At 73.5% G+C, this 25,293-nt stretch carries 22 protein-coding genes and 1 pseudogene; 12 read left to right on the forward strand and 11 right to left on the reverse strand.

Going from position 1 to position 25,293, the window contains the following annotated elements; genetic code table 11:
• From VIW71_RS03000 to fxlM, 7 genes are all read right to left on the reverse strand, one after another.
• Positions 1–598 (reverse strand): PTS sugar transporter subunit IIA (locus tag VIW71_RS03000; RefSeq protein ID WP_331620318.1); only part of this gene is annotated, 598 nt, incomplete at its 3' end.
• A gap of 118 nt (positions 599–716) precedes the next feature.
• Positions 717–1,664: a 1-phosphofructokinase gene (gene pfkB, locus VIW71_RS03005; RefSeq protein ID WP_331620319.1), complete on the reverse strand. Its 948-nt coding sequence runs from the start codon at positions 1,662–1,664 to the stop codon at positions 717–719.
• On the reverse strand, positions 1,661–2,422 hold the full coding sequence (locus VIW71_RS03010) for a DeoR/GlpR family DNA-binding transcription regulator (RefSeq protein ID WP_331620320.1): 762 nt from the start codon (positions 2,420–2,422) through the stop codon (positions 1,661–1,663). Before VIW71_RS03010 ends, pfkB begins: the two co-directional genes overlap by 4 nt.
• 856 nt (positions 2,423–3,278) lie before the next feature.
• Complete coding sequence (locus VIW71_RS03015; RefSeq protein ID WP_331620321.1) at positions 3,279–4,505, reverse strand: lanthionine synthetase LanC family protein; 1,227 nt, start codon at positions 4,503–4,505, stop codon at positions 3,279–3,281.
• Complete coding sequence (locus tag VIW71_RS03020) at positions 4,502–7,315, reverse strand: lantibiotic dehydratase (protein WP_331620322.1); 2,814 nt, start codon at positions 7,313–7,315, stop codon at positions 4,502–4,504. Before VIW71_RS03020 ends, VIW71_RS03015 begins: the two co-directional genes overlap by 4 nt.
• A 76-nt stretch (positions 7,316–7,391) precedes the next feature.
• The gene (locus tag VIW71_RS03025; protein WP_331620323.1) at positions 7,392–7,535 is read right to left on the reverse strand and encodes a hypothetical protein; all 144 of its coding nucleotides are present in this window, start codon (positions 7,533–7,535) and stop codon (positions 7,392–7,394) included.
• Between the two features lie 74 nt (positions 7,536–7,609).
• A complete protein-coding gene (gene fxlM / locus VIW71_RS03030; protein ID WP_331620325.1) occupies positions 7,610–8,842 on the reverse strand; it encodes a methyltransferase, FxLD system in 1,233 nt (410 codons plus the stop codon).
• 239 nt (positions 8,843–9,081) lie between these two features.
• Here fxlM and VIW71_RS03035 point away from each other — a divergent pair, with 239 nt between their 5' ends.
• The 3 genes from VIW71_RS03035 to VIW71_RS03045 are packed head-to-tail and all read left to right on the forward strand — an operon-like array spanning position 9,082 to position 10,635.
• Positions 9,082–9,285, forward strand: coding sequence for a hypothetical protein (locus tag VIW71_RS03035; protein ID WP_331620327.1), 204 nt, complete (start codon positions 9,082–9,084; stop codon positions 9,283–9,285).
• Complete coding sequence (locus VIW71_RS03040; RefSeq protein WP_331620328.1) at positions 9,285–9,806, forward strand: DUF6879 family protein; 522 nt, start codon at positions 9,285–9,287, stop codon at positions 9,804–9,806. The genes VIW71_RS03035 and VIW71_RS03040 overlap by 1 nt, the downstream gene beginning before the upstream one ends.
• Positions 9,787–10,635, forward strand: a complete 849-nt coding sequence (locus VIW71_RS03045; protein WP_331620329.1) for a helix-turn-helix domain-containing protein — start codon at positions 9,787–9,789, stop codon at positions 10,633–10,635. The genes VIW71_RS03040 and VIW71_RS03045 overlap by 20 nt, the downstream gene beginning before the upstream one ends.
• Before the next feature lie 800 nt (positions 10,636–11,435).
• Here the strand turns inward: VIW71_RS03045 and VIW71_RS03050 are convergent.
• The 3 genes from VIW71_RS03050 to VIW71_RS03060 form a co-directional block, all read right to left on the reverse strand.
• Entirely contained in the window at positions 11,436–14,942 is a 3,507-nt protein-coding gene (locus tag VIW71_RS03050; protein ID WP_331620331.1) for an SCO7613 C-terminal domain-containing membrane protein, read from the reverse strand.
• A gap of 186 nt (positions 14,943–15,128) precedes the next feature.
• A complete protein-coding gene (gene ligD / locus VIW71_RS03055; RefSeq protein WP_414720635.1) occupies positions 15,129–16,316 on the reverse strand; it encodes a non-homologous end-joining DNA ligase in 1,188 nt (395 codons plus the stop codon).
• Positions 16,313–16,921, reverse strand: coding sequence for a DNA polymerase ligase N-terminal domain-containing protein (locus VIW71_RS03060; protein WP_331620333.1), 609 nt, complete (start codon positions 16,919–16,921; stop codon positions 16,313–16,315). The genes ligD and VIW71_RS03060 overlap by 4 nt, the downstream gene beginning before the upstream one ends.
• Before the next feature lie 329 nt (positions 16,922–17,250).
• Between VIW71_RS03060 and VIW71_RS03065 the strand changes: the two genes are divergently transcribed.
• The 6 genes from VIW71_RS03065 to VIW71_RS03090 all read left to right on the forward strand — a co-directional run bounded on the left by VIW71_RS03065 (position 17,251) and on the right by VIW71_RS03090 (position 22,201).
• The gene (locus tag VIW71_RS03065) at positions 17,251–18,669 is read left to right on the forward strand and encodes an MFS transporter (protein WP_331620334.1); all 1,419 of its coding nucleotides are present in this window, start codon (positions 17,251–17,253) and stop codon (positions 18,667–18,669) included.
• A gap of 32 nt (positions 18,670–18,701) precedes the next feature.
• Complete coding sequence (locus VIW71_RS03070) at positions 18,702–19,373, forward strand: TetR/AcrR family transcriptional regulator (RefSeq protein WP_331620336.1); 672 nt, start codon at positions 18,702–18,704, stop codon at positions 19,371–19,373.
• A gap of 144 nt (positions 19,374–19,517) precedes the next feature.
• On the forward strand, positions 19,518–19,964 hold the full coding sequence (locus VIW71_RS03075) for an SPW repeat protein (protein ID WP_331620337.1): 447 nt from the start codon (positions 19,518–19,520) through the stop codon (positions 19,962–19,964).
• A gap of 131 nt (positions 19,965–20,095) precedes the next feature.
• The gene (locus VIW71_RS03080; protein ID WP_331620339.1) at positions 20,096–20,851 is read left to right on the forward strand and encodes a dienelactone hydrolase family protein; all 756 of its coding nucleotides are present in this window, start codon (positions 20,096–20,098) and stop codon (positions 20,849–20,851) included.
• Between the two features lie 2 nt (positions 20,852–20,853).
• Positions 20,854–21,120, forward strand: coding sequence for a DUF6295 family protein (locus VIW71_RS03085; protein ID WP_331620340.1), 267 nt, complete (start codon positions 20,854–20,856; stop codon positions 21,118–21,120).
• Between the two features lie 514 nt (positions 21,121–21,634).
• Positions 21,635–22,201: a hypothetical protein gene (locus VIW71_RS03090; protein ID WP_331620341.1), complete on the forward strand. Its 567-nt coding sequence runs from the start codon at positions 21,635–21,637 to the stop codon at positions 22,199–22,201.
• Between the two features lie 131 nt (positions 22,202–22,332).
• On the opposite strand, the gene VIW71_RS03095 is transcribed toward VIW71_RS03090, so the two are convergent.
• Positions 22,333–22,857, reverse strand: a complete 525-nt coding sequence (locus VIW71_RS03095; RefSeq protein WP_331620342.1) for a MarR family winged helix-turn-helix transcriptional regulator — start codon at positions 22,855–22,857, stop codon at positions 22,333–22,335.
• Positions 22,858–22,966: 109 nt separating this feature from the next.
• Here VIW71_RS03095 and VIW71_RS03100 point away from each other — a divergent pair, with 109 nt between their 5' ends.
• The 3 genes and pseudogenes from VIW71_RS03100 to VIW71_RS03110 all read left to right on the forward strand — a co-directional run.
• Positions 22,967–23,518, forward strand: coding sequence for a YceI family protein (locus tag VIW71_RS03100; RefSeq protein WP_331620344.1), 552 nt, complete (start codon positions 22,967–22,969; stop codon positions 23,516–23,518).
• Positions 23,519–23,878: 360 nt separating this feature from the next.
• Positions 23,879–24,268: pseudogene (locus tag VIW71_RS03105) on the forward strand (BlaI/MecI/CopY family transcriptional regulator); the annotation flags it as partial.
• 122 nt (positions 24,269–24,390) lie between these two features.
• A partial coding sequence (locus tag VIW71_RS03110) for a M48 family metalloprotease (protein ID WP_331620347.1) occupies positions 24,391–25,293 on the forward strand: 903 nt, incomplete at its 3' end.

Genomic DNA, 25,293 nt, shown 5'->3' on the forward strand with positions numbered 1-25,293 from the left:
GATCTCCGGCGGGGGCGGTGGCGGTGGCGGTGGCGGTGGCGGTGGCGGTGGCCGGCGTGGCGGCGGAGGCGGCCGGGACGCTCGCGCTCACCGTCCCGTCGGCGGTCTCGGCGGTCTCGGCGGTCTCGGCGCTTGCCGCGGCGCGCGCCGCCTCCGGCTCCTCGCCGCGGATGAGGGCGGCGGCCACGGCCGGTTCCCGCTCGGAGCGCAGGGCGCCGGTGAACTCGGCGTCCATCAGCCGCCGGGCCAGGCTTGCCAGGATCGTCAGGTGATCGTCGTCGGCCCCGGCCGGTGCGGCGATCAGGAAGATCAGGTCGGCGGGCCCGTCGGCCGCGCCGAAGTCGATGCCCTGGCCGCTGCGGCCGAAGGCGAGCGTCGGTGCGGTGACGTGCTCACTGCGGCAGTGCGGGATGCCGATGCCGCCGTCCAGACCGGTCGGCATCTGCTCCTCGCGGGCCCGCACGTCGGCCAGGAAGCCGTCGAGGTCGGTGACGCGGCCCAGGGCGACCATGCGCTCGGCGAGGGAGCGGGCGGCTGCTTCCTTCGTATCGGCGGACAGGTCGAGATCGACCAGCTCCGCGGTGATCAACTCGCTCATTTCACGGCTCCTTCGCTCGCGAGGCGCCGCGTGGAAGGCGGCGTGAGGTCGTGGGGGGTGGGGACCCGGCGGCTCGGGCCGGTCCGGTCCGCGGCCGGGCGGAGGGCGCTGCGCGTGGTCATGGCTGCGGCTCCGTCAGCGCGCGGTCCGATGGGATGTCCGTGGTCGTGGTGACGGCGGACAGGTCGAGGTCGGCCGGGCTGGGCATCACGCTGCCCGGTAGCTGGACGGCCGCCGCGCCGTGGGCGACCGCCGCGGCGAGCGCCACCGGACCCGTACCGCCGGCGGCGAGGAAACCCGCGAGTGACGCGTCACCCGCGCCGACGTTGCTGCGGACCACGGCGACCTTCGCGCTGCCGAAGTACGTGCCCGAGCCGTCCACCAGGAGCTGTCCGTCCGCGCCCAGACTGGCCAGCACGGCGCGGGCCCCGCGGTCGCGCAGCTCCTCCGCCGCCTTGACCGCGTCGCCGACCGTCACCAGCGGACGGCCGACCGCCTCGGCCAACTCCTCGGCGTTGGGCTTGACCACGTCGGGCCGTTCGGGCAGCACCGCGGTCAGTGCCGCACCGGAGGTGTCCAGCGCGATACGGGCGCCCGACCGGTGGATACGCGCCACCAGCTCGGCGTACCACTCGGGGGGCAGGCCGCGCGGCAGGCTGCCGCAGCAGGCGATCCAGTCGGCGCCGACGGACTTGGTGCGTACCGCCTCCAGCAGCGCCTCCGCCTCGCCCTCGGTGATCTCGGGGCCGGCCGCGTTGACCTTGGTGAGGGTGCCGTCCGGCTCCAGGAGGGTGATGTTGACCCGGGTGTTGCCGGCGACCGGCACCCCGGCGGCCTCGATGCCGTGCTCGCCGAGCAGCCGGGCGAGCAGTGCGCCCTCCGGTCCGCCCAGCGGTACGACGGCGACGGTCCGCTGCCCGGCGGCGGCGACCGCCCGCGACACGTTGACGCCCTTGCCGCCCGGGTCGACCCGGTCGGAGACGGCCCGCAGTACGGCACCGCGGTCCAGCCAGGGCAACTCGTACGTACGGTCCAGGCTGGGGTTGGGGGTAATGGTGAGGATCACGCGCGCACCACCTTCGTGCCCTGCTGTTCGATGGCGAGGGCGTCGTCGGGACTGAGCCCCGTGTCTGTGATGAGCAGGTCCACCTGGGAGAGGTCACCGAAGCGCGCGAAGTGCTCCTCGTCGAACTTGGCGGAGTCGGCGAGGAGCACGACCCGGCGGGCGGCCGAGACGGCGGCGCGTTTGACCGCGGCCTCGGCCAGGTCGGGCGTGGTCAGGCCCTCGGTGATCGAGAAGCCGTTGGTGGCGATGAAGACGACGTCGGCCTTGATCTCGCTGTACGCGCGCAGTGCCCAGGCGTCGACGGCGGCGCGGGTGCGGTGCCGTACCCGGCCGCCGACCAGGTGGAGGTCGATGCCCGGGTGGTCGGCGAGGCGGGCGGCGATGGGCAGCGAGTGGGTGACGACCGTGAGGGTGGTTTCCACCGGCATCACGTTGGCGAGGCGGGCGGCGGTGGTGCCCGCGTCGAGGATCACGCTGCCCTCGGTCGGCAGCTCGGCGAGCGCGGCCTGCGCGATACGGTCCTTCTCCTCGGTGGCGACGGAGTCCCGCGCGGCGAGGTCGGGCTCGAAGTCGAGCCGCCCCGCCGGGAGTGCGCCCCCATGGACGCGGCGGAGCATGCCGGCTCGGTCGAGGGCCTTCAGGTCACGCCGCACGGTCTCGGCGGTGACCTGGAACTCCTCGGCGAGGGACAGCACGTCGACCCGACCGCTCTCGCGTGCGAGGCGGAGGATCTCCTGCTGGCGCTCCGATGCGTACATGTTGGTTTGCTTCCGTTCAATGCCTGAGTATGTGGTTTTGCCGCCGAAGTTACCTCAATGATGCGGGGAAGTAAACATATTCGGGCAGGAAAGCGGATGGTAACGCTACGGAATGGGCGCGGGGCGGTCCGTAGGCGATCCGGGGGTGTCGGTGTGGGCTGGTTCCGTCAGTGGTCATGACAGGCGGGCGGGGGTATCGGGGCTGGGCTGGGGTTTCGGGTTCGGCCGGGCGGGGGTGGGCGGGGTGCGGCAGAGGCGCGGTCGGGGGGCGGGTCCGCCGCGGGCCGGGCGCCGGAGCCGCCGGTCCTCCGTGCGGCGGCCTCTCGCAACCCCGACCGTGCGTCGGCATGACGTCTGCCCCGTCGGCCGACGGTCAGGCGCGGTAGGCCCGTTGATCACGAACCGTCCCCGGTCCGGGTGAGGGGGCACGACCTTCCGCGCGCGGAAAGAGGTGTGCAAGGGGCCGTCGCGTCACACCCTCGCCCGTCACCTGTTGCGCTCCCCGGTGACACCGTCCGGGGCGGCGGTCACGCCGCGGCTCGGGGCCGGCCGCGGCGGGTGGGGAATCTCGCCGATCCCGAGTGCGGGGCCCTCTCCGCTGCTGAGGGCCACCGCCGGACCGGTACCGGTGCCCGGCGGGACCGGCAGCCCGGTCGCCCCGGCTGAGGACGGCCCTCTTTACCTGATCGACACGGAGCGCGTCGTCCGTAACGTGAACAAGCCCCGCTCTCCGCACGGCCCGTCAACGGCCCGGCAGCACGACGGCTCCCGCTCCCACGGGGGGCCGCCTGGCGTTCCCCGTCCGCGCGGCGGGGGTACCGTTCTGCCCCACCCCGCGCGTCGCTGACGCGCTCGCTCATGTAAGGAGCAGCAGCGCCGACCAGTGGGCCGCGTCGCGAGGATGGCTGGAGCTGCTGCTCAGCGCCAGCACGGCGCCTGCACTGCCGGTGAGCAGTCCCAGGTCGCTGGAGTGGGCGTCGGTGGCGGCGAGTTGGGCGATCGTGGCCTCGTGGGCCTTGCGTTCGAGGGTTGCCTTGCTGTGGGCGGCGGCGGTCAGCATGACTCCGGCGGTGCCGTGGCAGATGCCGGCGCTGTTGGTGTCCCAGTGCCGGACCGGGCGGCGGGCGACGACCTCGAGGGCGGCATGGCCCCATCCGGTGACGGTGCGGTCGCGCGTCGCTGTTCCGGCGTGAATCAGGGCGTTGGCGATGCCGGTGTTGCCGTAGCACCAGGCGTCCCGGCGGCCTGAGGCGACCGAGACGGGGGTGTCGGGCCGGCCGAGGGCGGTGCCGGGGATGTGTGCAGGCCACGTGCCCTCGCCGGTACGCCATGTGTGGAGCCAGGTGGCGCTTGCGTGGACGGCGTCGGATTGTCCGGGCACGCTGACGCTCTGGTGGGCTGCGATGGCCAGGAGCGCCAGGGGGCCGGCGATCCCGTGGGCTAGGCCGGTCGTCGCCGCTCCGGACTCGGGGATGGCTGTGGGCGGGTGGTGTTCGCCCTGGGGCAGCCACCAGCCCGGGTAGGGCTCGGTTGGCCGGTTGATCATGTCGGTGAGCGTGGTCAGGGCGGCCTTCAGGCCGGGGTCAGCCGCTTCGCGATGACCGGTGTCGGCCGCCGCAAGGAGGATGCGGCCGATCCCGGCGAGCCCGCGCATGCTGTCGTAGACCGCCCACGGGGTTCCCGGGCGTCCTTGGCGGATGCGCTCGACCTGATGGCGGGCAAGGCCGCAGGCGCGGGCGGAAAGCCAGGCGGCAGCCCGGTCGACTTCGCTGTCGCGGCGATGCCCGGCGGGCATGTAGCCGTTCCCGAGGATCAGGGAGGCGGCCAAGGCTCCGGGGCCGCGGTAGATGCCGTCCGGGGCCGTGCCCTTGGCCAGACGGCCGGCGGCGTCCCAGTGCCGGGACGCGGTACGGGCGAGCGCTGCGTCCTGACCGGCGAGGACGGCCAGGGCCAGGGCCGTGCCGGCGAGGCCGTCGTGGAGGGTCGCGGCGCGGGTGGGCCCGAGCGCCTGGGCGAGCTGATCGGGGTCGGCGACAGCGCGGACCGCCCGGTCGATGAGGTCGAGCCGCTGCCCGCTGTTCATCGGCGGTGGAGGAGGTCGACGGCCAGGGACCGGGCGATACATTCGGCGCCGGCGTCAAGGCCAAGCAGCCGGTTGCAGTGCATGTGGATCACATCCGAGGCCACGGCGGCGGACACGTCCGGGGCCAGGGCAGCGGCCAGGCCGCCCAGGGCGTCACGATGAGCCCGATCGCTCGTGGCGAGCAGCTCCGCCTGGGATGGCTTGCCCGTCAGCCCACGGGCCTCGTCCCGTCGTCGGCGTTCGGGCGCGGTCAGCGCCGCGCCCCGTGCCGCCTGGTGGGCCATGGCGGGGGAGAGGTTGGTGGCGATGGTCTGGATGGTCCGGGCGGCCAGGACCAGCCGCCCGATCTCATCGAGGTGCAGAGCCTCCAGGGCGCGGGCGCTGTCGACGGCGAAGACCTGCTCGGCGTACTCGATGGCGCTGGTGCCTCCGTAGCGCTGGGTCTCGCGCAGGTACGGCTCCACGTGCAGGAGCCCGTCGCTCAGCTGCTGGTCGGCCAGTTGCGCCGCCCAGTCGGCGAGGGCGTCAAGGGCCTCGGAGTGACTCGCCGCGGTGGTGGTGCGGGCGCGCACCCGCAGGTGGGGCCCGAGCGTCGTGGTGCGGTAGCGCAGCCAGTAGCTCAGGCGCGCGCCGTGCAGCGGCGGCACCTGGGCCAAGGCGGCGTCTTGGTGACTTGCGGGGACGGCCAGTGCGATGGACAACCAGCCGTCCCGTGTTGTCATCAGGTCGCTGCGCCTCGGACGGGCGCCGGTGCGCGGATGCAGCTCCACCGGCTTCGGGCGCGGGGACCGGCGGTCAAGGGACACGACGAGTTCGAGGAGGTGCCGGCCGTCGGGCCCTTCCACAGGGGCGTGGGACGGGGCGTAGCCGATGGCCTCGGCGAGGGTGCGAGTGCCGGCGGCGACGCTGCGGCGCAGGATCTCACGGTGATCGGGATCGGCAAGGTCGATGAGCAGGTGCCGGTCGGACTCCTCGGCAAGGACGCTGTCGGGCACCTGAGGGCGGGCGCCGGCGATCCATGCCCCAAGCTGGGTGGTCCAGCTCTCGCGGCGTCCCGCGGCCCGGATCAGGGTGTCGGGCAGGGTCCAGCGCTGCGGGGCGAGCACGGTGCCGCGGAAGGTGACGCGCGGCGTGTAGGAGGCGTACGGCAGCGCCTGCGTCCAGGTGAACGGGTGCCAGGGCCGTTCACCGGCGTGACCGAGCAGGTGCAGCAGCTGCGCGGCCGGAGGCAGCAGGTCGCGGGTGATGCGACTGAGCAGCACCGGCCGTACTGGCGCGGCCAGTTGCCGGGACCACAGGATCAGGCCGGTCCCGGTGGAGGCGATGGCGAGGTCGGCCGGGTGGAGGTCGCCGTCGCGGGCGGGCACGCCGACCGGTATGCGATGAGGGAGCGTGCCGCTGTCGCCGGTGAGGGCAGCGGTGCGAGCCGTCAGCGGCCGGCACACGATCTCGGCCACCACAGCCGGTCCGGGAGCTTGTGGTGTGGGGGCCAGCAGAAGGCCAGGCAGGAGGTGGCCCACGCGGCAGGCGGCCGAGCCGGCGTCCTGGGCAGCGTGAGGTCCGACCACCAGCGTGCACGTGCCGTCCGTCTGGCTGACCAGGCGCACGTGGATCTCCGCGGTGGCTGGCGGTACCGGGCCTTCGGAGGCGAGAAGTTGACGAAGGTCGTCGTCGGACAGGGCGATCTCCTGCAGACCGTGGACCAGGGCGTCGGTGTGCAGCGCGGCCAGGTGGCGGGCGCGGCCGTCGTCGAGGGCGCTCCCGACGCCGATGGCATCCTCGGGGGCCGGAGGGCCGACGCCCACCACGGGATCGGCCGCTTCCAGGAGCGGCACAAGCCGCGTACGCCCGTACAGGTCCGTGAAGCGGCGTGTCCACTCCTGCAACGGGCCCGTGCGGTGGCCGATCCGCCACAGCAGCGAGGCGGTCTCAGCGGCACGGACGCCGACGCTGGCGGGAAGCTGCACCCTGCTGTCCAAGGCGGTGTCGACGGTCAACGGCTTGTCCACGAAGTGGATCTCGTCGGCGATCGCCCGCGCGCGCTGAAGGATCTCAAGACGGCGACGGTTTCCCGGCGGCAGGTGGTCGGCCTCCCGCAGCAGGTTCCGCAGTTCTGTCAGCTGGCCATGCGCGGGGTGGTGACGGTCCAGGCGCCGGAGGAGGTGCCCCAGCGGATCGGCGCGCAGGTCCTCGGGCAACAGGTCGGTCAGCAGCAACCCCGTGCGAACGAGCTGGGTTAAGGCCCCACGGGCCCTCGCCTGGCCGGCGTCCGGATAGCGCTGGTGAATCTTGGTGAGCAGTTCCTGGACACTGACGGGATCAGAGCAGGTGGCCAGCAGCCAGTCCGACAAGTCGGTCGCAGCGACTGAACCGAGCACAGCGTCGCCTTCCGGGCCAGGGTGAGCAGCCTCCCACCGCCGGCCCCTGCGCACGGCGAGGTTGTTGGAGCACACGGTCAGCCGGCCGAGGGCCGCCTCCAGGTGGCGGTCGGCGACTGCCAAGAGCCAGTGGGGGGCTGGCACCGTCAGTGTGTGGTAACGCTCACCCCATCTGATCGGGCCGGGGTCTGTCTCGTCGAACATCGCGACGCCGGCTGCGCACCACACGCCGCTGGGGGTCGTACGGGTCGAGGCGCGCAGCGCGTAGGCGGCTCGGGCAGAGTCTGTGCGCGGCGTGGGGCCGGCGCCATCCAGTGAGCGGGAGGCCAGAAAGACGCCCTCGGCCAGCAGACCGGGGGAAGGGGCGCCGGCGACGGGAGTGAGAGGGACGCGGGCCATCGCCACCGATCGGGCGGTGAATACGCTGCGCATGGCGGGCCTTCCGGAGACAGCTGGTGCCGGGCGTGCCGACTGGCACAGCCCGGCACCGGCAGGAGTACGCGGGACGTCAGGCGGGAATCAGGCAGCCCGTCGTGGGGCCCTGCGGCGGGGACTCGCCGCAGCCGTCACCGGTGGTGTCACCATCGGTGTCGGACAGGCGAATCGCGGTCATGCTGTGCTGCTGAGGGTCGAGCGAGAAGGCGTCGTCCATGAGATTCCTCCCTCCAAGGGGTCGCTGGGTGGGCCCGGCCGTCGGGTGACGTCCGGGAGCTGAGGGCGGCTCGTTCAGCGGGGCCAGGTCAGCACCAACTGGGGGGCGCCACGGCCCAGGACCCGCGCGGTGGTCGACGGCGAAGGCGCCTGGTCGCGGTACAGCATCAGGGACGGCCCCTGCCCGCCCCGCTGTTGCTGGTCCCAGGCGCGGAGCTGATCGGTGACCTGCTCGGCGAGCTCGGTGTCCGGGCCGTGCCAGGCCACGCCGTACTCGAAGCGCGTGCCGGAGTCGTCAACGGCCCGCATCGCGACGTAGGCCAGCGTGGTGCCGGTCCACGTCGCAGAACTTCCCCCGGAAAGCGGCACCACGTCGCCGCCGCTGGGGGCTGTGTCACCGAGCAGTCGGCCGTACCGGTCCAGGATGGTGGCCAGCCACAGATCGACCAGAGGGCGGGTGCGTTCGGTGACACCTACCGTCACCCCGCTCCACATCTCGCGTCGGCCATGCAGCGCGGCATCGGTGAGCGCCGAAGCCTCGGGCAGGGGGCTGTCGTGCACCCGCAGCCGAACCCCGTCGCCCACCTGGAAGGTCGCACCGGTGTCCTGGGCCGAGCCTTCTCCGCGCATCCTGACGAAGCCGCACTGCTCCCAACCGCCGCCGCGCCAGTGGCCGTTCTCGGCCGTGAACGTCAGCAGCCGGCCCATGCCGCGCACGCGCAAGGGGACCACCAGGCTTCCCCCGGGCGCGAGTTGGTCGAGCCAGGCCCGCTCGATCCGGGACGCCTGGACGGTCACCATGATCCCGTCGTACGGGGCATCGTCCCCATAGCCGTCACGGCCGTCCCCCTGGACAACATGCACGTCCCGCCAGGAAGTGTCGGCCAGCGCACTAACGGCGCGGTTGACGACATCAGGGTCGATGTCCACGCTGGTGACGTGCCCGCCGGTACCGACGAGATGCCGCAGCAGCGCGGCGTTCCATCCGCCCGATCCGATCTCCAGCACGCGGTCGCCTTCATGTGGCGCCAGCCGCTCCAGCATGCCGGCGACCAGCCAGGGCGCGGATACGGAGCTGAGCGCCGTGCCGTCGATGTCCCGCTTGGTGAACACGACCTCGTTGGCGTACGCCTGCGCAGCGAGCTCGGGCGGGACGAAGTGGCCCCGGGGGACGGCTTCGAGAGCGCCGGCGACGCGGTCGGTGCGCACCCATCCAGAAGTACGCAGCTCCTCGACCAGCGCTGTGTTCCGCTCGCCGTGGGGTGGTGAGGTCGCATCGCCGACTCTGGAATGCCGGGTTGTAGTCATGCGGTCACCCTATCGATCGAGACGGGTCGCAAAGCCGTGTGAACTGCGCTGATGCAACGAGGCGTTGGTGCCGTTGACTGTCGCCGACGGCTCGGGGGACGCGATCTGCTCCGCACCGTAGAGCGGCTCGCCCTGCACAAGCCAGGGAGTTGCAGGAACTTGCAGATTGACCCCAGTCATACGCTCCGTGAGGATGGCGTCACTGCAAGTTTTGGCAAGGTCCTATCGAGGAGGCGGGCGTGAAACTAACCTTCGTGGCCAAAGACCCCGAGTCAGAGCCCAGCGGCTCTCCGACCCTCTACCGCACCGACCAAGGATCCTGGGTGGTGCAGGGCTGGGTGGTCACTGATCCTGAGGCGCTCGCCGCGATGGGCATCCCGGAGGGCGAGACATGCGTGGAGATCCCCGACCGGATGATCCCCTTCTTCCAGCAGACCCCGTGATGAGACCAGCAACCCACGACGAGCTCAACGACCTGTGCAGGGGCATCACGACGTCGTTCGTGCACCTGGAGACCAGGGATTCCTACGGCACCGAGACTGAACTGCCACACATGGCCAAGTGGCGCCGTGGCGAGGTCGATGACTTCGCTTGGCTCGGCTGGTGGCTGGAGATGCTGCGCGGACACCGCGCCGCCGGCCGCACGTGCCGCCGGGCCCGGATCGTGTCCGAGCCGGTCAGCGACTACCAGCGGTGGACCATGAGCCACGCCGAGGTGTTCATCGACTCCGGCGAGGACATCCGGTACGTCCCGCGCCCCAGCCTGGCGACCGTCCCACTGCCCGGAAGCGGCGACTTCTATGTCTTCGACGACGAGATCGCCCTGTTCCTGCACTACGCCGGGAACGGCACGAACGCGTCGTTCGAGATCACCGAGGACGCCCAGACGGTGCGTGCCTGCAAGCAGGCATTCGAAAGCGTCTGGCAACTGGCGACACCGTCCCGTGACTACAGACCCCAGTAGCCCTGTCGCCCAGGCGCGCAGAGAACTCGGCTCCCGGCTGCGTCAGCTCCGCAAGTCCGCGGGCCTGACGCAGCAGGCCGTGGCCGACGCCACCGGCCAGCATGTCACCAGGGTCAGCCGGATCGAGAACGGCGGGCAAGCACCCACCGAGCGTCAGGTCGCCGACTGGTGCGCTGTCTGCCGCGCCGACGCCCAGATTCCCGAACTCATCGCGACCACCCAAGCCGCCGAGACCGCCTACCTGGAGTGGTCGCGGCAGTCCCGTGCCGGCATGCGGCGCCTCGGTGACCTGCACTCCATCCCCACCTACCAGCGCACCACGACCTTCCGCATCCACGAACCAATCGTGCTTCCCGGCATCTTCCAGACCGAGACCTACATCCGGCAGATGCTCGCCTTCTGGTACGCCTTCCTCGACGCTCCCAACGACGCCGACGCGACCGTGGCCATGAAGGCCGAACGCACAGCCGTCGCACTCAACCCGGCCAAACGCATCCTGGCCGTCCTGGGCGAACAAGCCCTTCGTACCCGCCGCGGCACCCCTTCCGACCACTCCGACCAGCTCACCCACCTGCTCTCGCTCATGCGCCTGCCGTTCGTGTCCGTGGGCGTCATCCCCGCTGACGTCGAGCGCCGGGCGATCGGAACCATCGGCTTCTGGATCTTCGACGACAACGCCGTCGCCCTGGAGACACCCACCGCGGCGATCAAGGTCACCAGGCCACAGGAAGTTGCGCTCTACGCGTCGATGTTCGACCAGCTGCAATCCGAGGCGGTCTACGGCCACGAAGCACGCCAACTGGTCGGCAAAATCCTCGCGAGCCTTTAAGGCGTGAAGCGATGGTGCTCTTGGTGCGGTGCGGGCAGGTTACTGCCGGGGCACAGGTTCCTGGTCTGCCTGACCCGAGTGGACTTTCCCTCTCGAAAACGGATGGGTCGTCCGGCCCCGCCGCACGGCCGGACTGTCGGCGCCGCACCGTCGCAGGTAGCGGGAGCCCCTCGCTCAGAGACGATCCGCGGCGACGAGGCGGCGACTGCCCGCGGCGTAGGTACAGCGTCGCAGTCGCCGAACCAGTCGTCGAGGACGAGATTGCCGTGAAGCGTGTCCGTCCCCCTGACCGTGTCAGGGCCTGGTGGCGATGATCGCCTCGGTGCGGATCACCTCGGCTAACTGCCCGGAGGGGGCGAAGGAGAGCAGCGCTGCGCCGCAGGTCCTGCTCGAAGGGGTCCTTCTTCGCGCCGAGCTGGGCGGGGCTGGAGTAGGAGAGGCTGAAAGTCCAGCCGATGACCTCGTCCACGGTGCGGGTCAGGGTGTGGTCCCAGCGCGCGGTGTCGACCTGGGAGAACGGGGAGCGGGCGAGGACGTCCTGGCGGCGCTCCTTGGGGTGGGAGTACGTGCCGGAGCCGGCGCGGCGCTCGGGGCCGAGGTAGCGGGTGCGGACCTCGTCGACGACCTGCCGCCAGGGGGCGGGCTCGAGGTCGCCGGGGGCGCTTCCGGAGGCGAGGACTGTCCGGATGCGGGTGACCTCCCGCGTGCACACGTACGAGATCCCCGGGGCCTCCCGCCTGCATTGGGAACACGCGATTGTGTGACTCGGGCAGGACGCGCCGTTCGTGGCGTGAGAGGGGTCAGCGCAGGCGGCGGAAGGCGGCGCGCAGGCGGCGGCCGTCGGCGAGGCGTTGTTCGTAGGTGGCGCCGGCGAAGAGGAGCAGGAGGCCGGCGGCGGCGAGGGGGGCCCAGCGGGGGAGGAGGCCGAGAGACTGGGCGATGGCGGGGGCGAGTTCGTGGAGGGCGTCCGCCACGAGGACGCCGCCGCCGGTCAGCAGCGGGGCCTGGAGGCGGTGGCGGGCGCCCAGCAGGGTCACCGCGAGGGCGGCGAGGCCGAGCAGGAGCGGCCGGAGCCAGTGCGTGTCGCCCCACGCGGCACCGAGGCTGGGCAGCAGCGTGACGGCGAGTCCGCCACCGTACGCCGCCCACGAGCCGGTTTCGGGGGCCCGGCGGCGACGCAGGTGGCCCATGAGCAGTACGGCGGCGGAGACGGTCACCGTGTAGGGCTCGGGCTCGGCCACCCCGGCCAGCCCCAGGCGCACCCAGGAGGAAGCGGTCAGCAGGGCCGCCCCGGTGAGGACCCCGGCCCGGCGGCGCTCGGCCCGCAGCGCCGCACCCAGCGCCGCGACGCCCGCGATGGCCAGGGCGATGCTGAGGGCGTTGGGGTGCGTCACGGTCATCAGCAGGGCGGCGGCGGTCACGGCGTGACCGGCCCACTCCAAGGCGGGCACGCGGTGTCGGGGCTGCTCGGTGGCGGGCACGCGGTGGCTGGAACCCTCGGTGGGCATCCCGTACGGCGGTTGCCCGATGGCGACTCCGGGGTCGGGCTGGCCGGCGGCGGGCCTTACGTATGAGGACTGCCCGGCCGGGCCCGCGTGCGGGGGTCGGTCGGTGGTGGTCTCCGGGGTGGTGGCGGTCTCTCCGTAGGAGGGCTGCCCGGTGGTGACCCCGAGTCGGGGCTGCTCGGTGGCGGGCACCGCGTATGCGGCGTATTCGGCCTCCTTGGCGGCGGCTCCGCGCAGCACCGCGGCGACCGGCACCGTCGCCACTCCGACGCCGAGCACCCCGAACGCCGCCAGATGCGGCGGCAGCCCCGCAGCCGTACCCGCCCGCGCCGCCTCGACGCCCAGCGCGAGCACCGCGAACGCCCCGGCGCCCGCGCCGACCCGCCCGTACGAGGAGGTGCGCAGCCCTGCGGCGAGCCCCGCCGCCAGACCCGCGGTGGCGCCCCACACCGTGAGGGCCGCGCCGGTCTCCGGCAGTGACCACACCAGTGCGAGGGTCCCGGACGCGACCAGGGTGCAGAGTCGCGCGGTGGCACTCCCCGTGCCGGGGCACCGCACCAGACGAACGGCGGCGGCGAACCCGGGGAGCCACGCGGCGGCCAGGGCGGCGGCGTACGGCAACCCGGCGGCCACCGGCGCGAGCGCGATCGCGGTGACGGCGGCGAGCACGGCGCCGCAACGGAGCACCAGTCGGGCCTCGGCGGGTGGAGTCGGGGCGGTCCCGGCTGTGGGAGTCGGCGCGGTGCGGCGTCGTGCGTCGGCGGGGGTGTGCGGACCGGTCTCCTGGGCCGGCGAGGCGACGCGTCGGGCCTCGGCGGGTGCGTCGGCGTGCGGTGTGGCGGGTTCGGTGCCGGAAACGGATTCCGACTCGGGTACCGGCGCGGGTGCCGGGGTTCGGCCGAGGAGTACGGCGGCGGCGCCCAGGGCGGCCGCGGCCACGGCGGCGAGGGTGGGCACGACCGGTTCGACCTCCCACCCTCCCGGGAACGGCACTCCGACGGCGTCCCCGCTGGTCAGGAAGTGGCGAAGGGGTTCCGCGAGCGCCCTCAGCAGCGCCGGGAGCACGTCCAGTACGGCCCCGGCCAGGACCAGCGCGCCCGCAGCGGCGAGCCCGGCCCACAGGGGGTGAGGGCGGGGGCCCGGCGGAACCGCGACGGGGGGTCGGGTGGGTCCCGCGGCGGCTCCCCTCGCGGTCGCGGAAGCGGGCGAGCCGTCACTGCGGGGGGCGGCGGGATGGGGGGCGGTCGGGGACGGGGTCGCTCCGTCCGCGGCCGAGGCGGCGGCGGTCGGCGGCACCGCGGGTCCAACCGCCGGGTGGCTGGTGGAGAAGGTGGCGGGCTCCTCGGTGGCGGGGGCTGCGGGCGGGCCGCTGGTCCGGGTGCGGCTGGAGGACGGTGCGGGCTCACGGGGGTCAGGGGGGACGGCCCGGGCGTCGGACGACGGCGCGGCCGGGTCTGCGGTTGCCGGAGATGGGGCGGGGCCTCCAGACGGGGTGCTGGTGGAGGACGCGGCGGCGTCAACCGACGGAGAACCGCTTGACGTTGCCGCGGGTCCCCCCGCGTCAGGCCGCTTGCCCGGACCGCCGCCCGAGGCCGGCACCAGGGCGTCGGCACCAGGGCGCGCCGCCCGGACCCCCGCGCCGCGGCCCGTCGATGCGGTGGTGAGGAGGGCGGCCGGGACGGCGTAGGCGAGTACGACCCAGGAGGTGGGGAGGGCGAGGCGCGCGGTGGCGGCGGTCGCGGCGGTGAGGGCGAGACCGGCCAGCACGGCGGAGCCGAGGCGGGGACCGTACGGCAGCAGGTCGCGGGGGCGGGCGGCGGCCAGGCCGAGGAGGGCGAGCAGGACGAGCGGTGCGCAGGCCCGTAGCACGGGGCCGTAGGCGGTGGCGTTGAGCGCGGCGGTGGCGGCGAGGCCCCCGCCGAGCAAGGCCCAGCCGGCCGCGGCCGTGCGTCCGACCAGGGCGAGTGCGGCGGCCGGGCGCTCACCGGCGCGCCGGGCGAGCGGCGCGCGCAGCGCGGTCACCGCGGCGAGGTCGAAGGCGGCGCTGAGCACCAGGGAGGTCGCCCACCCCGTGAGGCCGACGCCGGCGGCGGCCGCCGTGAGAGGGGCGGTGCACTGGAGGACCAGCAGTCCGGCGGTCGGCATGACGGCGGACCGGGTGCCCCAGGCGTAGGCGGCGGAGCCCGCGGCGGCGAGCGCGGTGGCCGCGGCCCAGTACGCGCCGGTCTCCGCCCGGTCGAGCCCCGCGAGTCCGGTGGCGCGGGCGGCGTAACAGTCGAGCAGCACCAGGGCGAGGCCGATGGCGGAGGCGGTCTCGGCGGTGGCGGTGAGGCGACGGCGGCGCAACAACGGGTGCGCGGCCAGCGCGAGGACGGTGAGCGCGGCGAGGACGGCGGTGCGACCGCCGATGCCGAGACGACCCCAGTTGACGAGCGTGAACACCAGCCCGGCGACGGTGATCAGCAACCCGCCGAGGACCAGCAGCACGTTCTGGACGGACGGCGGAGGCACGTCCGTCCGCGGCGTCCCGGCCCACCCGTACGGCGCGGCGGCCTCCCGCGGCGTCCCGGGCCACCCGTACGACGCGGCGCCCTGCCGAGGGGCCGGCGCGGATCGGCGCGCGCGCAGTCCGGCGAGCAGCACCGCCCGTCGGCCCTCCAACTGGGCGAGGGCCGCATGCACACGCCAGAGCTCGGCCGCCTCCGGCCCGATCAGAGGCAGTCGGCACACGGGACAGGCGGCGGCACCCGCGGGATCGAGGGGCCAGGCGCAGTCGGGGCAGCGGGGCAGGCGGACATCCATGACTGCGAGTCTGCGAGCGGGTGCCGCCCGCCACATGAGTACGGATACTCAAAACGCCCACCAGGAGCGCCGGCACGACCCGCCACCGCACGCGTCCGCCCGTATCCGGTGACGGCTCGTCGGCCAGCCCTTCGGGGCCCCGGGGCGGACGGGACGTCGCAGGGCCCGGCTGCGGGACGGGGGCGCTCACGGGTGTTCGCGGACGACCTCCGACGGGTCCTTGTCGTCGCGCAGACCCAGGAAGCGGGGGTGGCGGAGGAGGCCGTCGCGGGTCCATTCGGTGAAGGCGACCTGGGCGACGAGGGTGGGGGAGGTCCAGTGGGCGGTGGGTTCGCGGACCGGGTCGGCGAACGGGGAGTGGGGTTGTCCGAGGGCGTCGAGGCGGGCGTGGAGGGAGAGCAGGGTGGCCCGGTCGTAACCGGTGCCGACCTTGCCCGCGTAGCGCAGGCGCCGCTCGTCGTCGTAGTGGCCGAGCAGGAGCGCGCCGAAGCCGACGCGGCTGCCGGACGGTTCGGTGAAGCCGCCGATCACGAACTCCTGCTCCACGGCGCACTTGAGTTTGAGCCAGTCCCGGGTGCGGCGCTGGACGTAGCGGGCGTCGGCGCGTTTGGCGATCAGCCCCTCCCAGCCTCTGGCGCACGCCTCGTCCAGCACCGCGCGGTTGCGGTGGGTGGTGAAACGCAGCGGGTCGCGGAAGGTGAGGGCGTCGCGCAGCAGGCTCTTACGGGCGCGTAGCGGAAGGCCGGTGGTGTCCCAGCCGTCCAGGGCCAGCAGGTCGAAGAGGTAGTGGAGGACGGCGACCTTGCCGGCCCGTACCGCACGGGGGCCGGTCAGGCCCATCCGCTGCTGGAGCAGGGAGAAGTCGGTGCGGCCGTCGCGGAGGGCGACGATCTCGCCGTCCACCGTGAAGTCCGCGCACTCCTGGGAGCTCAGGGCCTCGACGACCTCGGGGTAGGTGGCGTCCATGACGTTTCCGGTGCGGGACAGCAGCCGTACGCCGTCCCGGTCGCGTACGGCCAGCGCCCGCAAGCCGTCCAGCTTGCGCTCGAACAGCCAGCGGCCCTCGGGGTCCTCGAAGGACCGCGGGTCGGTGAGAGTGGCGAGCATGGGCGGTACGGCCGCGGCCGCGCGGTCCTCGGGGACCGGCCGCAGGCGCGCCCGCAGTTCCTCGGGCAGCCCGGCGAGCGGGCCGGTCAGGGGAGGCGGACTCGGGGCGGGCGGCTCGCCCGGGGCCCGCGGTTCGCTCGGAACGGGCGGACCCTGGGCGGTGGGGTCGCTTGCGTCCGTCCGCCTGCCCTCGCGCCCCGGGTTGCCCGTGGCGGTCGCGTGCCCGCTTGCTCGGGTGCCCGCGCCGCCGCCCGCCCGCCCCCTCACGACGGACCCACCGCGTCCGACTCCACCTGCCGCAGCGTCCGCCCGCTGCGTACCGACCGCGCTCTGGCCGGGTTGGAGGGCGCGCCCGAGCGGCCGGCCGCCGCGTCGTCCCGCTTGACCAGCAGCCATGCCTCGCCGTCGCCCTCGTGGAAGCGGGTGAGGGCGTAACCGCCGTGCAGTTTCGCGCCGTCCAGCCAGAACGAGGCATGGCCCTCGCGCAGCGCCTCCGCGAACGGGATCTCGCGGCCCACCCGGTCCTTGCTGAGGTTGCGGTAGCCGCCCTCGTCCCAGACGATCACCGTGCCGCCGCCGTACTCGCCCGCCGCGATGACGCCCTCGAACTCCCGGTACTCCATGGGGTGGTCCTCGGTGGGCATCGCCAGCCGCTTGTCGTGCGGGTCGGCGGAGGGCCCCTTGGGGACCGCCCACGACTTCAGCGTGCCGTCCACCTCCAGCCGGAAGTCGAAGTGCATCGTGCGGGCGTCGTGGATCTGCACCACGAAGACCGGCTCGTCGCCGGGCCGCGCAGCGCCGCCCCGCGGCTCCCGGGTCCGGGAGAAGTCCCGCTTGCGCCGGTATTCGGTCAGGGAATCCCTCGCGCTCACGACCGCGCCTCCTTCGCAGCGACAGCCTCGTCCTTTCGGTCGGTCTTCCTGCTCGCTCCCCGCGCGGGTCGCCTCGTTCCTCGGCCGCCCGCTCCAGGAGCTCGGGCGTCAGCCCCCCCGGTTCGCGGACACACCCGGTGTCCCCGCCCTCGTCCCTCGGTTCTCCGCTCCGCCGTGCCAGCAAACGAAGCGCCTGCGTTCAGACCGGTCTGACCGCACCTCTGAGCAGGGACAACATCGCATCATTTGACTGTACTAGACAGATCTGTCTAACCTGCGGGAAAGAACTAGACAGACCTGTCTAGTCACTCGCCCGAGGGAAGCAGCCCATGAGCACCGCCACCGACGCCATCACCCGGTGGGCGACCGCCCACACCCCCGCCCACCGCCCGAGACGCGGCGCCCGGCCCCGTGCCCTCGGACCCACCGGCGGCCTCGTCCTGCTCTCCTCGATCGCCGTCACGCTGCTCGCCGCCTCCAGCGCCCTGACCCCGCTCTACGGCGTCTACCAGCGCGAGTGGGGCTTCTCGCCGATCACGACCACCGTCGTCTTCGGCGTCTACGCCCTCGCCGTACTGGCCGCGCTGCTGGTGTTCGGCACGGTCTCCGACTACGTCGGACGGCGGCCGGTCCTGGTCGCCGCGCTGGCCGCGCAGGCCGCCGCGATGGTGGTGTTCGCCACCGCGGGCAGCGTGAGCGCACTGCTCGCCGCGCGCGTCGTCCAGGGCGTGTCCACCGGAGCGGCCCTCGGCGCGATCGGCGCGGCCATGCTCGACATCGACCGGAGCAGGGGCGCCTTCGCCAACTCCTTCGCGCCCCCGATGGGCACGGCCGCCGGCGCCCTCGTCTCCGGCCTGATCGTGCAGTTCCTGCCGGCCCCCACACACCTGGTCTACCTGCTGCTGCTGGTCGTCTTCACCGTCCAGTTGCTCGGCGTGGCCGTGCTGCCCGAGACGGTCGGCCGCAAGCCGGGGGCGCTGGCCGGCATGATCCCCGAGGTCAGACTGCCCCGTGCCGCCCGCCGGCCGGTCGCGGTCGCCGCACCCGTGCTGTTCGCGGTCTGGGCGCTGGCCGGGTTCTACGGTTCGCTCGGCCCCGCCCTCACCCGCACCCTGGTCCACTCGGACTCCGTCGTCTACGGGGGCCTGAGCCTGTTCGCCCTCGCCGGAGCCGCCGGCCTGTCCGTCCTGGTGCTGCGCGAGGCGGCGACCCGTACGGTGCTGGTGCTCGGCGTCCTCGCCCTGATCGCCGGGGTCGCGGTCACGCTGGTGTCGATCGGCTCGGGAGCGGGCGGTACGGCGTCGGCGATCGGCTTCTTCGCGGGCAGCGCGCTGGCCGGCTTCGGCTTCGGCGGCGGCTTCCAGGGCGGGATACGGCTGGTGATCCCGCAGGCCGCGCCGCACGAGCGGGCCGGACTGCTGTCGCTGCTGTACGTCGTGTCCTATCTCGGCATGGGCGTGCCGTCGGTGCTCGGCGGAGTGCTGGTCGTGCACGGCGGCGGGCTGCTGGACACCGCGCGGGGGTACGGGACGGCGGTGATCGTACTGGCCGGCGCCGCGCTGGCCGGGCTGCTGCTCAGCGGCCGGGCCGCGGTGACCGAAGCGGTGGGGGACGGCGGACCGCGGGCCGTACCGGCCCACGGACCCGCGCCGGTACTGGCGGACGCCGCCGGGGCCGCACGGGCGGACGCGGCCGGCGCGGCCGATGCGGTAACGCATGCCGTACCCGGGTCCGTACGCGGGAGCTAGGATAGACAGATCTGTCTGAGAGGGTGATCTGGATGGTGACCAGGACCGCCGCAGCCAAGCCGTCCGCGCGGGAGCGCCTGCTCGACGCCGCCAACGAGTTGTTCTACCGCGAGGGTGTCCAGACGGTCGGCATCGACCGGATCATCGAGCACGCCGGGGTCGCCAAGGCGTCGCTCTACAACACGTTCGGCAACAAGGAAGGGCTGGTCTGCGCCTACCTGGAGTCCCGGCAGGCACGCACCACCGATCGCATCATGCGGGCGCTGACCCGGTTCCGTACCCCCCGCGAGCGGCTGCTCGGCGTGTTCGACGGGCAGGGCGAGCTCTTCACCGACCCGGAGTTCAACGGCTGCGCCTTCATCAGGGCCAGCGCGGAGACCGCGCACGACAGTTCCGTCGGGCACGCCGCCGACGCCTACCGGGCGTGGGTGCGCGGCCTGTTCACCCGGCTCGCCACCGAGGCCGGGGCCGCCGACCCGGAGAACCTGGCCCGCCGGTTGCACCTGCTCTACGACGGCGCCGCCGTCTCCGCCCGGATGGACCGCGACCCCTCCGCGTCCACCACGGCCCGCGCCGCCGCGGCGGCGCTGCTCGACACGGCACTGCCGGACACGGCGCTCGAAGCGCCCCGGGAGGACGTGGCGGCGCGGGGCACCGCGCCGCAGGCCGGAGCCGTTGCCGGGACCGTGCCCGAAACGGTATGAAACGGTCGCCTTCTTGTCGGTCCTACGGGTGGCCGTAAGGGTCCCATAAGTTCTACGCTGAGTGAGGATGTGGCACCTTCGGACTGGAGATCCGAAGGGCATCCGGCGGCAGAAGCGACTGTACTTGCGAAGGAGGTGGCTTCTATGGCCACCCATTCGACGGAAACGCACATTGATACTCACCCCGATCTCGTCTCCCTCCGGGAGCGTTACGCGGCGGTGTCGGCGAGTCCGATGGCCGGCCTCGTCGAGGGACTGTGCATGCTGACCGGTCTGTACCTGGCGATCTCGCCGTGGGTGGTGGGCTTCGACAACTTCGCCGGCCTCAGGGTGAGCAACCTGATCACCGGTCTCGCGCTGGCGGTCCTCGCGATGGGGTTCGGTTCCGTGCTTGAGCGCACCCACGGCCTGGGATGGGTGGCGTGTGCCATCGGCGTGTGGACGATCGTGGCACCGTGGTCGGTGTCGGGCTCCGCGGACATCACGAAGACGATCGTCAACAACTCGATCGTCGGTGGTGTGGCGTGCCTGCTGGGCCTGGCCACGATGGGGATGGGCCTGATGAAGAGGCGTACTCCCGGGCGCCGTTGAAGCGGTACCCGGCCATGACGGCCTGACTCTTCCCCGCGTGCGGGCGGCCCGGTCGAGGTCGCCCGCACCGCCGTGCCCGCTGGTCGGATCGTCGCCCGGCGAGAGGCCGGGCCGATGATATAGCTGGCGTCATGAGTGAATCCCCCACAGGTTCCCTGACCGCGACAACCGTCACGATCGCCGGTCATGACGGCGACGAGATCGAGGCCTACCTCGCGCGGCCGGCCGGCGACGGCAGCCGCGGCGGAGTCGTGGTCATCCACCACATGCCCGGGTACGACCGGGCCACCAAGGAGATCACGCGGCGCTTCGCCGAACTCGGCTACGACGCGCTCTGCCCCAACCTGTACTCCCGCGAGGCGCCCGGTGCCGCCCCCGACGACGCGGCGGCGGTCGCCCGGGCCAACGGCGGGGTGCCGGACGCGCGGCTGGTCGGCGACGTGGCGGGCGCCGCCGCGTACCTGCGCGCGCTGCCCACCGCCAACGGCCGGGTGGGCGTGATCGGTTACTGCTCCGGCGGCCGGCAGTCCGTACTCGCCGTGTGCCACCTCGACCTGGACGCGGCGGTGGACTGCTACGGCGCCTTCGTCACCGGCACGGTCCCCGAGGGCGTGCCGCTGAAGATCACCAACCTGGTCGACCAACTGCCGGGCCTGCGGGCGCCGCTGCTCGGGCTGTTCGGCGCGGAGGACACCCACCCGAGCCCGCGGCAGGTCGCCGAGCTCGGCCGGATCCTCACCGACCACGGCAAGGACTTCGAGTTCCACTCCTACGAGGACGCCGGGCACGGCTTCTTCGCGGTCAACCGCCCCAACTACAACGTGGCCGCCGCCAACGACGGCTGGGAGCGGATCGCCGCCTTCTTCGGCAAGCACCTGGGGAGCTGACCGTGTGCACGTACACCACCGTGAAGGACGCGATCGACGGCAGCGCGAAGGGGCCGGGAGGCGCGTGGTTCCACGTCACCGACCTGACGGTCTACTACGACCACCCGGTGCACGCGATGGCCGAACACACCCTCAACATCGATTTCACCGACCCGGCGAAGGGGCCTGCGGCGCGGGTCGCGCTGGAGCTGACCGCGGAGTCGGCGCGGCGGCTGGTGGCGGCGATCCAGGAGGCGCTGGGGGCGGTGCCGGCCGAGATGCTGGGGTGAGGCGGGCGGGGTGAGGCGGGGGCGGTGCCGGGGGGTTCGCGGACCGGCGTCCGCTCCGGTGCCGGACCCTCGGGGTACGCCCCTGCGGGGGCGCGGGTAACCGCGCGTACGCCCCCACCGCCCCGCACTCCGGGAACCACGGCATCCAGCTCTCCGGATCCCGGTGCGCTGCGGGGGGGTGCGGTGCCTGTTGTGGTGGTGCGCGGGGTTCCCCGCGGTCCTGCGGGGCGTCCGGCGCTCGGGGGGTGCGGAGTCGAGCCCGGGAGGTGCGGGTGCGCTGCCGGGTGCCGGGCCTGTTGTTGCTGGTCGTGGTTCCCGGCGTCCCTGCGGGGCACGTCGTGTTCGGGGGAACCACGGAGTCGGGTGGGGCGGGTGCGGGTGTACTGCGGGGCCCTGTTGTGGTTGTGCGGGTGCCCCGCGCCCCCGCGGGGCGCTTCGCGTTCGGGGGTGCTGGTTCGGGGTGCTGTCAGCGTCGTGTGGGTGCGGTGTCAGTGGTACGGGGCACAGTCTGTTCATGGGGTTAACGCAGAACACGACGAGTGCGGCGAGTGCGGTGGTTCCGCCGGCGGCCGAGCGGGCCGCGCCCGCCGACGGCACCCCGGGCGGTGCGGCGCCGTACGCGCCGGCCCGCGGGCCGGTGGCCGCGTTCGCACGATTCGTGCTGTGCGGCGGCGGGGTGAGCCTGCTGTCCAGCGGGGTGCTGCTGCTGGCCGCGGGCCGGGTGCCGTTCACCGCCGCGAACGCCGTGGTCACGGTGGCGTCCACCCTGCTCGCCACCGAACTCCACCACCGTTTCACCTTCGGCACGGGCGCCGGAAACGGGCGCGCGGGCTGGCGTATCCACGGCAAGTCCGCGCTCACCCTCGTCTTCGCCTACCTCTTCACCACAGCCGCCGTCCTCGTCCTCGGCGTTCTGCACCCGAACCCCTCCCCACTGCTCGCCCAGGCCGTCTACCTCGCCGCCTCCGCCCTGGCCGGCATCGGCCGCTTCCTCGCGCTGCGCCTGCTGGTGTTCGCCCGCCGCCCGACCCCGCAGGGTGCGCCGGCCCTGCACCGGGGGAAGGTCGCCGTCGCCGCGTAAGCAGCCGGCCGGCAGCACGGTCAAGTAGTCCCCGCTCCGAGCGATTCCGCCGCGATCGGGCGCCCTGACGGGTTCCCGGTGCGGCTGACGCAGGGACGTACCCAGCCGTTCGTACGGGCTCGCCCGGTGGTTCAGCAGGAGTCGTCGTCGTCCTGCGCGGCGGCGCAGTCCGCCGGCTCCTGTGCGCGCTCCTCGTCGCACTCCGCCCTGAGCCCCGCGCTGATCGCCCGGCCGATGTCGCGCAGTGCCGAGAGCTGCTCGGGTGTGAGAACGTCGAAGAGGTGCTCGCGGACCGTTGTGACGTGTCCGGGAGCGGCGGCGGCCAGTGCGGCGAACCCCTCGTCGGTCAGTTCGCACACCCATCCGCGGCGGTCGGCGTCGGCGGGTCTTCGTATCACCCACCCCGACCGTTCCAGCGCCGCCACCGCGTGCGACAGGCGGCTGCGCGAGGACAGCGACGCCTCGGCGAGTTCGCTCATCCGCCGGCATCGGCCCGGCGCCTCCGAGAGCCGCACCAGGATCTCGTAGTAGGCCATGGGCATGCCGGAATCCCGGCGCAACTGGCGGTCGATGTGAGCCGTGAACTCGACGTTCGCGGTCATGTACGCCCGCCAGATCTCCTGCTCGTCATCGGTCAGCCACCGCACCTCGTCCATGTCCTCCATTCTAGGATGGTTGAACATTCAATACAATGGAGTTATAGTGAGTGAGAGCTCAATCAGGCGCCACTGACCACCGCTCACCGAACCCTCCGAGGAGCCCGCCATGACCACGCAGACCGAAGTGATCCCCGGCTACGTCGCCGGTACCTGGACCATCGACAGCGTCCACTCGGACATCTCCTTCTACGTCCGCCACCTGGGTGTTTCCAAGGTTCGCGGCCACTTCGGCGAGTTCGAGGGGACGATCGTGACCGCCGAGGACCCGCTCCAGTCGTCGGTCACCGCGGTGATCAGGACCGCCTCGGTGGACACCGGCAACGAGACCCGTGACGCGCACGTCCGCAACGCGGACTTCCTGGACGTCGAGCAGTTCCCGGAGATGACCTTCACCTCGACCGCGATCCGCGCCGAGAGCGCGGCCGTGTTCCAGGTCGACGGCGAGCTGACCCTGCACGGCGTGACCAAGCCCGTCACCCTGGAACTGGAGCTCAACGGCTTCGGCACCGGTTTCGACGGCAACGCGCTCGCCGGCTTCTCGGCCGCGACCGAGATCAGCCGCAGTGACTTCGGTGTCACCGGCGGCGCGGCGGGTGCGGCGGTCGGCGACAAGATCCGGATCGCCCTGGAGATCGAGGCGGCGGCGGCCAAGGCCTGACGCCCGTGTCCTTCGCAGCCCTTTTTCCGGCCGCCCTCCGCGTACTGCGGACGGCGGCCGGCGGCGTTCCGCGCCACGGGTCCGGCCCCGACCGGGGCCCGGAAACGCGGCCGCCGCCGGGGGTGCGGCGGTGGCGGCCTGCACCCGGGTGTCCCGCGGTCGGACCACCGCCGTCGAGTACGTTCACGGCTTCGTGCGGGGGCTGCCGGAGGGAGCGCGGCTTCGTTCAGGACGGGCAGGGACATGGAGGTGGGGCGCTCCCATAATGGGTCCGAGGGGTGCGGTGCGGCACCTCGTGCCGACTACGGCCGTGTAGTCGGTCTACGGAACCGCAGACGAACGAGCGGGAAGGGGCGATTCATGGCGGAGCCCAACGCGGCTCGCCGCCCGCCGGGCGAGTTGGAGGCCAGCGTGCTCGCCGCGCTGTGGGCGGCCGACGGCCGTCCGCTCACCCCGGCGGACGTCCAGCGCGACCTCGGTACGCCCCTCGCGCGCACCACCGTCACCACGATCCTCGCCCGCCTCCACGAAAAGGGCACCGTCAGCCGCACCCGCGCCGGCCGCGGCTACGCCTACCTCCCCGCCCAGGACCCCCCGGGCCTCGCGGCCCGCCGCATGCGCACCGAACTCGACAAATCCGCCCGCGACGACCGCGGCACCGTGCTCGCCCGCTTTGTCTCCGAACTCAGCCCCGCCGACGAGGCCCTGCTCCGCGCTCTCCTGGCGGAAGGGGGTTCCTCCCCGGCCCCGGAGGGGTCTTCCCCGGCCCCGGAGGGGGGCCGCGCGGCGGAAGGGGGGTCTTCTCCGGCCCCGGGCGCTTCCGGATCGGGGACGGGTGGCCGCGAAGGCGGCACGGTGGGAGGTGCGGACGCGTGAACTACGCAGTCTGGGTGCCGCTGGTGCTGCCGTTGGTGGGTGCGCCGGCGGCACGGCGTCTCGCGGAGGGGCTGGCGCCGCGGGCGGCGGCGTGGCTGATCGCGGCGTCGGCGGTGGTGCTGGCGGGGTGCGGTGTTGCCGCGCTCGGGCTGCTCGCCGGGTCGGGTGCGCTGATGCTGCCGCCCGTCGCCGCGCTGGGGGACTTCGTACTGCCGGTGGTCGGCGACCAGGTGACCGTACCGGCCGCGTGCGTCGCCGCGGGGCTGCTCGCCGCGGTCGTGGTGGCCCTGGTACGCACCGTACGTCGCCACGTCGTGCTGGCCGCCCGCGCCCGGCGGGCCGCCGCGACGGCCGGGACCCAGGCCGGCGACCTGACGGTACTGCCCGACCCGGGCCCCGACGCCTACGCGCTGCCCGGCCGTCCCGGCCGGATCGTCGTCACCTCCGGGATGCTCCGCGCACTGGACCCTGCCGAACGCGAGGCGCTGCTCGCCCACGAGCGGGCCCACCTCGCCGGGCGCCACCACCTCTTCCTCACCGCCCTCGCCCTGGCCTGTGCGGCCCATCCCGCGCTGCGCGGCCTGCGCGGCCCCCTGTCCTACGCACTCGAACGCTGGGCCGACGAGTCCGCCGCAGCGGCAGTCGGCGACCGCAGGCTCGCCGCCCGCGCGATCGGCCGCGCCGCCCTCGCCGCCCGCCCGGCCCCCGTCACCGTCCGCCCCCACCCGGCCGCGCTGTCCGCCACCACCGGCCCCGTACCCCGCCGCGTCGCCGCCCTCCTCGCCGCCGCCCCGACCTCCTCCCTCCTCCGCGCCCGTGCCCCCCGCGCGATCGGCCGCGCCGCCCTCGCCGCCCGCCCGGCCCCCGTCACCGTCCGCCCCCACCCGGCCGCGCTGTCC

The sequence above is a fragment of the Streptomyces sp. genome, from assembly GCF_036524955.1.
GTDB lineage: Bacteria > Actinomycetota > Actinomycetes > Streptomycetales > Streptomycetaceae > Actinacidiphila.